At 43.1% G+C, this 12859-nt stretch carries 9 protein-coding genes; 3 read left to right on the forward strand and 6 right to left on the reverse strand.

Annotated features, from left to right (window positions below):
* Positions 1-8 precede the first annotated feature (8 nt).
* From DP_RS01195 to DP_RS01205, 3 genes are all read right to left on the reverse strand, one after another.
* Positions 9-860, reverse strand: coding sequence for a hypothetical protein (locus tag DP_RS01195; RefSeq protein WP_011187485.1), 852 nt, complete (start codon positions 858-860; stop codon positions 9-11).
* A 126-nt stretch (positions 861-986) separates the two neighbouring features.
* Positions 987-1592: an SLATT domain-containing protein gene (locus DP_RS01200; RefSeq protein ID WP_041277473.1), complete on the reverse strand. Its 606-nt coding sequence runs from the start codon at positions 1590-1592 to the stop codon at positions 987-989.
* A gap of 7 nt (positions 1593-1599) precedes the next feature.
* A complete protein-coding gene (locus DP_RS01205) occupies positions 1600-2886 on the reverse strand; it encodes a nucleotide-binding domain-containing protein (protein WP_011187487.1) in 1287 nt (428 codons plus the stop codon).
* Between the two features lie 421 nt (positions 2887-3307).
* Here DP_RS01205 and DP_RS17800 point away from each other — a divergent pair, with 421 nt between their 5' ends.
* Complete coding sequence (locus DP_RS17800; RefSeq protein WP_156792173.1) at positions 3308-3454, forward strand: hypothetical protein; 147 nt, start codon at positions 3308-3310, stop codon at positions 3452-3454.
* Positions 3455-3579: 125 nt separating this feature from the next.
* Here the strand turns inward: DP_RS17800 and DP_RS01210 are convergent, their stop codons facing one another.
* Together DP_RS01210 and DP_RS01215 are read right to left on the reverse strand one after the other, a co-directional pair.
* Positions 3580-4098, reverse strand: coding sequence for a GNAT family N-acetyltransferase (locus DP_RS01210; protein ID WP_011187488.1), 519 nt, complete (start codon positions 4096-4098; stop codon positions 3580-3582).
* 56 nt (positions 4099-4154) lie between these two features.
* Positions 4155-4730 carry a hypothetical protein gene (locus DP_RS01215; RefSeq protein ID WP_011187489.1) on the reverse strand — a complete coding sequence of 192 codons (576 nt, stop codon included), beginning with the start codon at positions 4728-4730 and terminating at the stop codon, positions 4155-4157.
* Between the two features lie 598 nt (positions 4731-5328).
* On the opposite strand from DP_RS01215, the gene DP_RS01220 reads away from it, so the two are divergent.
* Both DP_RS01220 and DP_RS01225 read left to right on the forward strand, forming a co-directional pair.
* Positions 5329-8295, forward strand: a complete 2967-nt coding sequence (locus DP_RS01220) for an autotransporter family protein (protein WP_041277474.1) — start codon at positions 5329-5331, stop codon at positions 8293-8295.
* A gap of 456 nt (positions 8296-8751) precedes the next feature.
* Positions 8752-11793 carry an autotransporter outer membrane beta-barrel domain-containing protein gene (locus DP_RS01225; RefSeq protein ID WP_011187492.1) on the forward strand — a complete coding sequence of 1014 codons (3042 nt, stop codon included), beginning with the start codon at positions 8752-8754 and terminating at the stop codon, positions 11791-11793.
* A gap of 415 nt (positions 11794-12208) precedes the next feature.
* Here DP_RS01225 and DP_RS16450 read toward each other — a convergent pair whose 3' ends face one another.
* The gene (locus tag DP_RS16450; protein ID WP_011187493.1) at positions 12209-12802 is read right to left on the reverse strand and encodes a PAS domain-containing protein; all 594 of its coding nucleotides are present in this window, start codon (positions 12800-12802) and stop codon (positions 12209-12211) included.
* Positions 12803-12859: the final 57 nt, after the last annotated feature.

Genomic DNA, 12859 nt, shown 5'->3' on the forward strand with positions numbered 1-12859 from the left:
CACCTTTCTTAATTGGTTGTTATTTTTTTATACTCATGAATTGATTCAGCTATTGTCTGCTTTGACTTAAACTCAGGAATACAAGAGTAACATAGCCAACAATTAATTATCTCCGGGTTGCCACGAAACTCGATGAATGATTTAAATTTAGCGTATCTACGCAGTTCGCTTGAATCGGTATATATCCTTGTTTTTATATATGCCTTCTCGTAAGTGATATAGCAATAAAAACAATATACATACGGAATAATCGACACAGAGAGTAGCATAGGGACGAGAAAGTCACGTAAAGTTGATATATTGAAAAACTTGTCTACGTCATCACTAACATATGACAGGCTATCGATGAACAAATAAATACCGAGTATGCTCAATGCTATACCAAAGACTGATTTAACCTTTTGAAATTTAGGGTCTGTTGAAGCTACAACACTACAGCAGGCAATAAACGTTGACACTGTTACCAGTATTAGTTCGGTTATGAAACCGTAAGAATGGAATGCAACAAGGAATTCAATTAACACAATAACTTGAAACTGTTGCTTCAGCGCTCTTTTAAGATACTGCACCCCACTGTCAACATTGACTGTGTTGGATAATTGGACACTACCAACAAAAAGAAACCAGACTACTGTATTTTTCACCTGAGATGTATCCCAGATAGCAACCTCTCTTAAACACCACACAACACCGACAGTAAATAGCGAAAAAATCACGAACGGTGTCACTATTTCTCGCTGAAAAAATACCTTGATTAGTTGTACAAATGCGTTTCTAACCCTAGACTGCCGCAAACAGTAAAGCAACACCACTGATACCAGCAACGCTGATGCCAGCTCACGATTATTGAATACTTCCAATACAAATCACCTATATCAATTCTAGGCATAACGCCCAATTAAGCTGCACCCAACGCAATGATCAAGCTACAACAATGTACCTCAATCACTATACCAATTGGAGCTGAAAATGCCATGCGTTGGGAATCATGGTAAAACTAATTTACAGATCTGTGTTGCCAACTCAAGCCACCACGTAATTAGACTAACAGAGAGCCCAACTACAAAAAGAGAGAAGGTTAGAGGGATTTTGTCCCTAAGAAAGCTGAAATGTTTCTGCTCGTCAACCCAATCGATCTGGTGTTGCCAAAAAAATTTGTAGTGCGCATACCAATCACTAAACAGGATTTGCTTGCTTTGGCATGAACTATAATATTCACCTTGTAGCTGAGAAAGTTGGTTTTCCAATATCTCAATATCAGACCCATCTGAGTTTTTTGTCTTGCGATATAGTTTTGCAAGGTCATTGTATAATTGTGTTAATTTTATACCATAACTTTCATATGCTGTTTTCTTATGATCGTAGAGTGATATATACAATCCAACAATACCTAAGACAACAAATGATGCAGACAGAAACTTAGTTGATAAGCCTTCAAAGGCAAGTGCGTAAATGCCGAATGCCATTGAGAAAAAGCTAATAAACCCAGGTGTTTTCTCTACAATATCATAGGTTGCAAAATGTTTTTTTGCTCCAAAACCAACGTTGTAACCAGTCTCTGCGATATGTTTAAGCAAATCTTCTTTATTCATTTCTGCCTCACTTGATTGGTACGTAAATTCTATTTTTGGCAACAACTACATTGTTTTTAATAGCATAACATTCAACTATATGCTCGCCTTTAAAATCCGTAGACTCCCTTCGTTCTTTTTTCCCGCTATCATCAACAATTTGACCACATATACAATTACGTTTTTCAGCTTCTACTCCACGATTAAGCACTTTCCATTTAATGGAATAAGGTTTAGGGACATTTATATAAGATATATTAAAGTATAGTTTTTTATTAGCTAATAAAGGGAAATTTTTTGCTAGCATCTCAGTAAGAAATCGCTTTTGATAGCCATGTTGTGTTACTTCGCATTCCAGTTCTAAATCATATCGAACATCAATTGGAAACTTCTCTTCAATAAATTGTTCGGTATCCTGCCATGTGCGTGCAGATTTTAAAGCTTCTTCGACATGTTTTGATTTTGCAGGGAATGGACGGCCATAAACTTTTTTCCATTTGTCATGAGCACTATTTCCATCCCCAGCTTCAATAGCTTTTAAACATAGCTCATAGGCTTTTTTGGCTTTCTTTTGGAATTTTTTCTTGACTTTAACATTCTGGCCACTGCCAAGGGCCTTATAATGGTCTTGACTTGGTTGCTCCATGAGATATTTAAAAAAGTCTCTACTCATCCAATCGTAGAACAGGAAACTCTTGTCATCATAATCCGATGTTGATTTTAGGAAGTTATGAGCCAAAGTATCGATTAAAAGCCCACCCATACCGACGCCATGTTTGTTTTTCCAGGCTCTTGCCATCTTACAAAGCTTACGAAGATTCTTGCTTTTCTGATCAACAAAATCCTTCATCGCCGTCATTTCATCACGTGGTTTAGTGATTTTCCAGCTTCCACCGCTGTAGGTATCAGGATATTTAAAGCTTTCATCATCCTGTTCAAATACAGGCTGTACTTCTACTTGAAAACCTCTATACAAAACTTGTACAACAAGCCGATCAACCTTAACTTCAGTGGTAGGATATCTAGCTTTAATCGCGTCTTTTGTATCCAACAACAATTTGGATTGTTTGTTATTTTTATAATCATCCCATTTATTCTTGGGCATAAGATACAACATGTCAAGATCAGAAATTCCTTTAACCCCCGTCCATCGACCATAAGACCCGACTTGTAATCTATTTTCTTTCTTTGAATCAGTCTCTCGGAACTTTTTATTTAAGCTTGAAGTAATTTCCCCATATTTCAAGCTAATTTTACCAGCATTATCAGTGACTAAGTTAGCAAGAAGATCCTGAAACATTTCTGAAATTGTCATAATTACCCTTGTTTTTATCTTGTAGTTAACCGGTTACGTTAACGCAGCTACTTTCAGCCCTCTATTTTCCATATATCTCAATGTCAGCAAATGTGGCATGGAAAAACATAGCTCACCCTTCAAGCCGGAGCAGGCATCAGAACAACCACTCCAACAATCTCCAGCCCAACATAATTTTCCACAATAGACCCAATAAATTACCAGCAAATCTCCTGACAAAAAACCACCTCTATCGCTTTAACAGGAAAGGTGTGCTTTTTCAAAGGAAAATCCTAATATCAATACATTGCGTGATGGGATGACAAGCAGGACTCTGTTAAGGGCAAGGATGGGTAGAAAAAAAAGCAGAATGACGCAGCACACCTCCCCTCGCCAAGGTGAGGAGTTAGGGCAAAGAAGAGGCAGGGGCGGTGGTTAAGGAATGGATCGAAATAATTGGCAAATAAAGATCTTTAATGGTTGGGCAGAGATAGCCCATCTGATCTCATTTCAAGAAACCGACCTTGGCTGGGCAAGTCCCATTGGCACGGAGCTGAGCACCGGAAAAATTTGCGATAAAGGAGTTTGACCTGTTTGAGCGCAGCGAGTTTCAAACTCCCGCAAATTTTGAGGAGCACAGGGTGCCCGTAGGGCCGGAGTGGCAGGGCTCTTTCTTTTGGTTCGTTTTCTTTTGAGTAAAAGAAAATGAATGTACTACCAAAGCTCCGGCGACATTAAAACGGAAACACATTCAACCGTCCCGGAAACCCCTTGCAATGCGCCTACCCTTAACTCTTTTGCCTGCCATGCCTCCGGGTATGGCAATGAATACGATGGACTTACATCATGAACTGGATGAAAACCACTGCGGCTATAATAATCTGGATCACCCAAGACGAACACAACATCCGCGCCCTGGGCGGTAAGTGTTCGTAAACCATGCTCAATTAACTGACTGCCAACCCCCTGCCTTTGCCTTGCAGGTGATACAGCCAGAGGCGCCAGAATAAAGCATGATAGATTGTCGTTATTTGAAATACTGACTGGACTAAAAAGAATATGACCAATGACGAGATCATCGCTCACCGCAACCAATGAGAGTAGGGGGTGAGCTGCCTTGATCAAGTCTATGGCCAGTTTCGCCACAAGCTCGCGCTCATCGGCATCAAAGGCTGCCATATGAAGCGCATAAATCGCCTCAAGTTCACGACTCTTCGATTCTCTAATGATCATTATTTATCCTCAACAGTTAACAGGGTTGATGGAGAATTTTGCCTCTTCGCCGAATATTACTTCCAACTAAACTCACCCTTAAGAGTAATGCAGTCGGTAACCGAGGCAGAGGCATCCTCAATATAGATCTGCTGCCTGGCGGAGACCGGATAGCTTAAATACTCTGAGCACTCAGCACTTTGGCCGGTACCGACCACAACCTTACTCTCTGGTTTCAGAGTACAGCTGACCAATGTATCCAGAGGTGACCACTGGTAACATATTTCATAGCCGGATCGGTACTGAGCAATTTCACCTGTGGGCGCCTGAAAGGCCCACCACTTACCGAATTTGCTATTGGGGTTGGTGCTATTCCAAGCTCGGTAGATGATAATTTGACCATCCTTATTACTCTTATAAACCCGGCCCTGGCAGAGCTTGCCCTTATTAGGAGCACCCAAGGCCTCACCTAAAAGCTGTGCATCCTCAACAAGCTCAAACTTACCTGAAAAGCCCTCAGGTAGATCAACACTTCCCAAACATGATTGAGCAGCTGCAATGAGTTGGTCTTTTTTCTCAAGTGGCACGCTGGCGCAACCATAAAGGGTGATCCCTAATAGGCCAACTACTACACTGACTGATATCTTCTTCATAGGACTCCGATATGAATTTCAATTGAGGACAACAGCTGCCATAGGGTGGTCGCCACTGAAGACTGCCCCCCAAATGCGGCCTGCAGCAGAGTCTATTTCTACCTATGACCGCAACCAACAGACAAAATGGAAATACTGCCTCCCTTGCAGCCAAAGTAGAGACCAGGGCCTCTTCCTGACCTCCCCTCCACATTTAAAATGGGCGCCATAGGTGAGAGCATCTTCCCAGGCAAAAAGATCCTGCAAGGAGTTAACAGGACTAAAGCGACCATGTAAAGTCTTTTGATTAATATCAGTACATTGCAAAAAAGCAGAGTGGCGCAGCTCACCTCCCGGCCTCCCCCTTTAAAATAAGGGGGAGGAGAAAAGGGGGAGGAGGGAAGATGAGGAGTTAGGACAAAGGAGAGACAGAGGCAAGGATGGGGAGGCGCAGGAGGAGTAAAAAATCCATATTGCCTGAAAAAACGAGATCTTGTATTCTAGCTTTTATAGCCTCTTACCTTTGTCCCATCTTTTTTAGCCATTCCAACCCAGGCAAAACAAATTGATAAAGAGTTCTTTACCCCCAGCAATGAAGGCCTCAACTATAGGGATGTCAATGCGCAAAACAAAATTATACCTAGCTCTTGCCAGCTTAATTCTGGCCACCCCAGCCCACTCCTATGAAACAATTACTGTTGGCAATTTTGAAGCACAACTTCTTGCACCTGGAGAATCAGCATACGCCATAGGAGCAAAAGCCAGTGGAGCTGGTTATACAGAAGATTATCGAGAAACGGTAACAGGAGCCGAAGCGTGGACCCAGGGACATAGGGATGCTATTAGCAGAAGCCTGCAAACACTAGAACAGAGTTTTGCCATGGGCAACCCAAATAGAAAAATGCAAATTGCCTTTACCTTAGAGAAAGGGGAATATCTCGGGATGTCACTTGGCACCCTAATTTTCGACCAAGCTCAGCAGAATATTATCGCAACAGGAGAGTTGCTTCTGCGTAATAATATCCCTACAAACAATGTCCTAGGTAGCGTAGACGATATTATCATAATGTTCACCTCAGTTCCTCTGCATTACGGCCCTGAGGCTCCTGGCCACGGCCAATATGACTTCCAAGCAACGGTAACCCACGAAATACTCCATGCCATGGGTATTATGAATGGTAATGCCAGAGATGGAGGGTACCCAAATGGGATGACAAGATGGGATTCCTTGTTAAAAGATGTTTATGGTGGCACTCCAGCTCCAGGGAATCCCCTTCCTATTAGCACTATTGGTAAACTAGGTACTGTTTTTTGGACTGGCGCAGCTGCCAACGCTACCTATGGAGGAGCTGTCCCCATACAGACTTTTACAAATGCATATAGGGAAGGTAGCTCCCTTGCCCATCCAGCCCCTCCAGGAGAATTGATGTCCTATATGGGGAGTCCTTTAGATGCTCCAAGAGCGCCGAACAAGCTCCTGCTTGATATGTACCGAGATATGGGCTGGAATATAAATGATGCCTACTATAATAGTTTTGGCCCCACCTATTACAGCAACGCTAGCCACATAAGCAATACGAATGACTTCGCCACAAGCCATAGTTATACCTACGCTATGTACGTTAATGGCAATTATAATCTTATTGACCAGAGTGGTAATTTAAAAACAACGAAGGAGCAATCGAACGCCCTATATGTATATGGAAATGGAAACAAAATTAGAGTGAACGGCACACAGTCTGCCGATGCAAATTACTCCCACGCACTCTACGCTTTTGGTATAAAAAACCAGATATTTATAGAAGGCGAGGGGACTCTGACCGCAAAAGGAGCTGGTTCTGTTGGTCTTTTACTTTTTGGTTTTGATAACTCCATTTTTCACTCTGGAACTATCCTGGCGAGTGATGAAGCAACAGCTATTAGGATTGACAATCATCGGGCTACCTGGGGATACCGCCTGAATACATCACTGCACCTCCAAACCGGATCAAAGATAGTTGGGGATATTATTAACACTGACTCTACGAAGGCGGCAGATATGACCTTTGGTCGTAAATATGCCAGTGATGGGAGCTATAGCCCTGACCCTAATTTCAATTTTTCCTACAATGATGAGATACGAGGGGATTGGAATTATGACTTTCATAGTGGTACGGTAACATTTGCCAATACACTCAATCAGCATGAAGGTACAATATTAACAGGTAATGGTTCAATTATTGGTGATGTTGATAGCGCGGGTATTATCGCCCCGGGTAATTCTATTGGCAAACTAACAATTAACGGAAATCTTAGCCAAACCAGTAGTTCGGATTTACAGATAGAATTTGGTGACGGTGGCTACGATCAGCTTGTGGTGAGCGGTACAGCTCATCTTGACGGCTCACTTTCATTAATCCCCATTGGTTATCTTACTCCGGGTACCCATCAATTCATCAATGCAGGTGCCCTTGCCGGTAACTTTGCCACTGTAAATAACTTTTCCAGCAGTATCCTGCAAACATCAGCTTCCAGTTTCAATCCCAGCAATTTTAATCTAGTGCGCAATAGTTACGCATCAGTAAGTGAAAGCCAGCAGCAAAGTCTAGCCAGTTCTTTTGATAGAGCTCGACCGACTGCAAGCGGAGATATGGCAGATACTCTCAATCTGATGGATCTGATGAATCTTACCGATATCAGGCAGGCAGCAGACGATTTTTCGCCTTATTTCTACAACTCTGTTACCACAGCAATTTTAGAAAACATCAGAACAAGATCAACTTTCTTGCAAAACAAGATAAGAGGAGATGAGACAGATCGTCAATCGCCACTCTGGTTCTCGGGCTACGGCGGTACTACCCAGTACGACAAGACAGTCACCAGCAACGATTTTAAAACCAAATATTCCGGTTTTATGCTGGGCTTTGACAGACAATTTGCATCTGGATTTCAGCTAGGAGCCGCAGGCGCTTTCACTGATTTTTCTTTCAAGGAAAAAGCCACCACCAGCAAGGCAAGGGGTTCTGTTTATGATGGCTATCTTTACGGTTCATGGTCACCACAGGCAAATAATGCGTTCTACCTGCAATCAACTCTAGGCATTGGCCTTACTGACTCTAAAACCAATCGGAATATACCCTTTCTAGATAGAACAGCCACTAGCGACCACGATGCAATCCATTACTCTGCCTTTCTTGGCGGTGGTTACAAACAGCAGATAGGCAATTGGTCTCTTGAGCCACGGGCAGGGCTTGAGTACATCAATCTTGATGAAGACGGCTGCACAGAATATGGAGCAGGAGCCGCCTCCCTTGCTATCAACTCAAAAGATTCCGACGCATTGGTAAGTTCTCTTGGGGTTGAAATCAGTCGTACTATTGAGCTCAATAATGGCTCGTTAGTGCCGAGCTTTCGAGCTGATTGGTTCCATAATTTTTCTGCCAAGGGAGAAAATACCATCGCCACCTTGCAAAGCGGTGAATCTTTCAGTGTTGATGGTCGCACGGCAAGCGAAAATGCCCTGGAATTAGCCCTTGGTTTAAGGGTACTGGTCAGCAATAAGCTACACGGTTATTTTGAATATCAATACACCTTTGCCGACAATTAAAGTGGAGCCCATTTACTAAGCACAGGACTCAGTTATTATTTTTAAGAGACAGACCATGTTCACGGCAGAGATCGGTTTCAGATCTACTATTTTTCTCCATATTATCATATTAAGTAGATACTATGGAAAGAAAGGACAAACAGAGATGCGCCCGCCGGAACTCTGTTAAGGGCAAGGGTGGGTAGCGGCGTCAGTAGCGTAGCGGCGAGCAAGCGGAGGCCCCCCTCCTGACCTCTCCCGCAAAAAAAAATCCCATATTACACGATAAAATAAGATATCATCTTACTAACTGCTACGAAACGTTAGACCCTAATGAGCTTCACCCTTGCCCATGTGTCCATTTCAAGCTCAGGAAAATCAAACTGCCGAAGATTTTTTTGCCACCATCTATTCAATATCGTGCAGACCTTAAAAAAATAAGCCTATAGCTAACAGGCTAAATTATATGGGATCCCAATGCGCAAAACGAAATTATACCTGGCCCTTGCCAGCTTAATGCTGGCCACCCCAGCCCACTCCTATGAAACAATTACTGTCGGAAATTTTGAAGCTCAACTTCTTGCCCCTGGAGAATCAGCATACGCCATAGGAGCACAAACTAGTGAAGGTGCTTATACAGAGGTGGGGGACAGAAGAATAATAACAGGAACCGAAGCGTGGACTGAGGGGCATAGAGATGCTATTAGCAGAAGCCTGCAAGCACTCGAACAGAGTTTTGCCATGGGTAGCCCAAAAAGAAAGATGCAGATTGCCTTTGCTCTAAAGAAAGGGAAAGAGGCAAATCTCGGGGACTCACTCGGCACCCTGATTTACGATCAATATTTGACGAAGATTATTTCAACAGGAGAGTTGCTCCTGCGTGACAATAGCCCTACAGACAAGATCCTGGGTAGTGTAGACGATACTATCAACATATACACATCTACTCCTCTACACTACGGGCCTGATGCTCCTGGCCACGATCAATATGACTTCCAGTCAACGGTAACCCATGAAATACTTCATGCCATGGGTATTATGAATGGTAATGACACCGATGGCAGCTATCCAAATGGCATCACAAGATGGGATTCATTGTTAGAAGATGGTAAGGGTGGACATCCTACTCCCGAGAATAGCCCCTCTATGACGACTACCGGTAAACTCGGTACTGTCTTCTGGACAGGGGCGGCTGCCAAGGCTACCTATGGAGGCCCTGTCCCTATCCAAACTTTTGCAGATGGATATAAAGAAGGTAGTTCTCTTGGCCATCCAGGTCCTGCTGGAGAGCTGATGACTTACCAGAGCGATTACTTAGAATTCCCAAGAGCTCCGAACAAGCTGCTGCTTGATATGTTTCGAGATATGGGGTGGAAGATAAATGAGGCGTACTACAATAGTTTTGGTCCCACCTATTACAGCAATAATAGCCGCATAAGCAATACGAATAACTTCGAAACAAGCCATAGCTACACCTACGGTATGTATGTTAATGGTAATTATAATCTTATTGAGCAAAGTGGTAATTTAAAAACAACGAAGGAATATTCTAACACCCTACATATATATGGAGATAAAAACATAATCAGGGTGAGCGGCAAACAGTCTGCCGAGGCAAATTACTCTCACGCTCTTTATGCTTTTGGTAGATATAACCAGATATTTATAGAAAGAGAGGGGGCTCTGGCCGCTAGGGGAGATGGCTCTGTTGGTATTTTACTTTTTGGTGCTGATAACACTATTTTTCACTCTGGAACTATCAAGGCGAGGGATGGAGCGACAGCCATTAGGATTGACAATCCTTTTGCTCACCAGGCCCAAGGGGGACATGTTCTAAATGCATCACTGCATATTCAAACCGGCTCAGAAATAGTTGGGAATATTATTAATAGTGCCTCTGGTATGGCAGATATGACCTTTGGCAGTAATTATGCCAGTGATGGTATTAGCTCTAGCCCTGACCCTGATTTCAATTTTTCCTATAATGATGAGATACGAGGGAATTGGCATCATACTATTACGGCAGGAAAATTAAATTTAGGCGCTTCGGCTATTATCGAAGGCAATATGGTGAATTATGGTACGCTAGCTGGTAATGGCACCATTATTGGTGATGTTGATAGCGCGGGTATTATCGCCCCGGGTAATTCTATTGGCAAACTAACAATTAACGGAAATCTTAGCCAAACCAGTAGCTCTGATTTACAAATAGAATTTGGTGACGGTGGCTACGATCAGCTTGTGGTGAGCGGTACAGCTCATCTTGACGGCGCACTTTCATTAATCCCCATTGGTTACCTGGCCCCCGGTACCCATCAATTCATCAACGCAGGCGCCCTTGCCGGTAACTTTGCCACTGTAAATAACTTTTCCAGCAGTATCCTGCAAACCTCTGCTGCCAGTTTAAATCCCAGCAATTTCACCCTAACGCGCAGGAGTTACGCATCGGTAAGTGAAAGCCAGCAGCAAAGTCTAGCCAGTGCTTTTGATAGAGCTCGACCGACTGCAAGCGGAGATATGGCAGATACTCTCAATCTGATGGATCTGATGGATCTTACCGATATCAGGCAGGCAGCAGACGATTTTTCACCTTATTTTTACAACTCTGTTACCACAGCAATTTTAGAAAACATCAGAACAAGATCAACTTTCTTGCAAAACAAGATAAGAGGAGATGAAGCAGATCGTCAATCGCCACTCTGGTTCTCGGGCTACGGCGGTACTACTCAGTACGACAAGACAATTACCAGCAACGATTTTAAAACAAAATATGCCGGTTTTATGCTGGGCTTTGACAGACAATTTGCATCTGGATTTCAGCTAGGAGCCGCAGGCGCTTTCACTGATTTTTCTCTGAAGGAAAAAGCCACCACCAGCAAGGCAAGGGGTTCTGTTTATGATGGCTATCTTTACGGTTCATGGTCACCACAGGCAAATGATGCGTTCTACCTGCAATCAACTCTAGGCATTGGCCTTACTGACTCTAAAACCAATCGCAATATACCCTTTCTAGATAGAACAGCCACTAGCGACCACGATGCAATCCATTACTCTGCCTTTCTTGGCGGTGGTTACAAACAGCAGATAGGCAATTGGTCTCTTGAGCCACGGGCAGGGTTTGAGTACATCAATCTTGATGAAGACGGCTGCACAGAATATGGAGCAGGAGCCGCCTCCCTTGCTGTTAACTCAAAAGATTCCGATGCATTGGTAAGTTCTCTTGGGGTTGAAATTAGTCACACCTTTGATCTCAATAATGGCTTATTAGTGCCGAGCTTTCGAGCTGATTGGTTCCATAATTTTTCTGCAGAGGGAGAAGACACCATTGCCACCTTGCAAAGCGGTGAAACTTTTAGTGTTGATGGTCGCACAGCAAGCGAAAATGCCCTGGAATTAGCCCTTGGTTTAAGGGTACTGGTCAGCGATAAACTACACGCTTATCTCGAATATCAATATACCTTTGCCGACCATCAAAATGGAGCCCATTTACTGAGTACAGGACTGAGTTATTATTTTTAAGGGATGTTTACGGCAAAGTTCGGCCATAGAGACACCACCTTCAGCGACGGGAAATAGCAACAGCGGAGCGGCGAAGGGAAAGTTAGAAGGAAAAAGCGGAGTGACGGCAGGGGTGCAAGTGACTGACGTAGCTCACCTCCCCCTCAACCCCGTCCCGGCACCTTAGAGAATGGGTGGCTCCTGGCAAAACTCAGGATATAGCTTTTTTGCACACTCCGGACAGATACCATGACTGAATTCTGCCTCTGAATGATCCCTTATGTATGACTCAATTTCACTCCAGTAACCCCTGTCATCTCTAATATTCTTGCATGACGCACAGATGGGCAGGAAACCACTGAGTTGCTTTACCTTATCAAGGGCCAATTGCAGTTCTGTAATCAATCTCTCGCTTTCAGCTTCTGCATTTTTTATTTCAGTAACATCCAGGATTGCCCCTACCAGGCCTGTAACCTGTCCATCTGTTCTCTCGAAGGTTGCCTTGTGGCAATATAACCTGACGATTACTGGCATGAGTTTTACTTTTAACTTCAAATTCATAAATTTGAGTTCCGGGCTTATTGATAAGATCGGAATCTTTTTTATGATAAATGTTGGCAAGATTGGCAGGGGCAATATCATAGACAGACTTTCCTATGATCTCTTTTCTGGGCATATCCATGAAATCTTCATAACTCTTATTACATCCTACGTAAATGCACTCTTCATCTTTGTAAAAAATTGGCACAGGGATTCTGTCTAAAAGTTGCTGCTGGAAGTAGAGTGATGCTGCCAGCTTTTGTTCCGCGGCTTTCTGTTTCGTGATTAGCCTGGAACTGACTAGACCGAACAGAACAAAACATACCAGAACCAATATCCTGATAAATATTTCACCTTTCGAAATATCTGTCGCTAAGAACTCAATAAATGACCCTTTATTAAATAGCAAATAGTCCACCATGACGTGACCTGCACAGATAAAAAGACCCATGAGAATAGCCAATGAGATGATCTTGTTTTCAGTCTTCATAGCTAGCCTTCTCCTTTTATAAAAACAGGGTATTGCTCGTGCGTAGACATTATGATC

The organism is Desulfotalea psychrophila LSv54 (assembly GCF_000025945.1).
Classification (GTDB): Bacteria; Desulfobacterota; Desulfobulbia; order Desulfobulbales; family Desulfocapsaceae; genus Desulfotalea; species Desulfotalea psychrophila.

Bases quoted from the DNA above. Each gene is read 5' to 3' on its own strand.
- DP_RS01220 (WP_041277474.1), top strand. From the start codon at position 5,329: ATGCGCAAAACAAAATTATACCTAGCTCTTGCCAGCTTAATTCTGGCC.
- DP_RS01225 (WP_011187492.1), top strand. From the start codon at position 8,752: ATGCGCAAAACGAAATTATACCTGGCCCTTGCCAGCTTAATGCTGGCC.
- DP_RS01200 (WP_041277473.1), bottom strand. From the start codon at position 1,592: ATGAATAAAGAAGATTTGCTTAAACATATCGCAGAGACTGGTTACAAC.
- DP_RS16450 (WP_011187493.1), bottom strand. From the start codon at position 12,802: ATGAAGACTGAAAACAAGATCATCTCATTGGCTATTCTCATGGGTCTT.
- DP_RS01205 (WP_011187487.1), bottom strand. From the start codon at position 2,886: ATGACAATTTCAGAAATGTTTCAGGATCTTCTTGCTAACTTAGTCACT.
- DP_RS01215 (WP_011187489.1), bottom strand. From the start codon at position 4,730: ATGAAGAAGATATCAGTCAGTGTAGTAGTTGGCCTATTAGGGATCACC.
- DP_RS17800 (WP_156792173.1), top strand. From the start codon at position 3,308: ATGGATCGAAATAATTGGCAAATAAAGATCTTTAATGGTTGGGCAGAG.
- DP_RS01210 (WP_011187488.1), bottom strand. From the start codon at position 4,098: ATGATCATTAGAGAATCGAAGAGTCGTGAACTTGAGGCGATTTATGCG.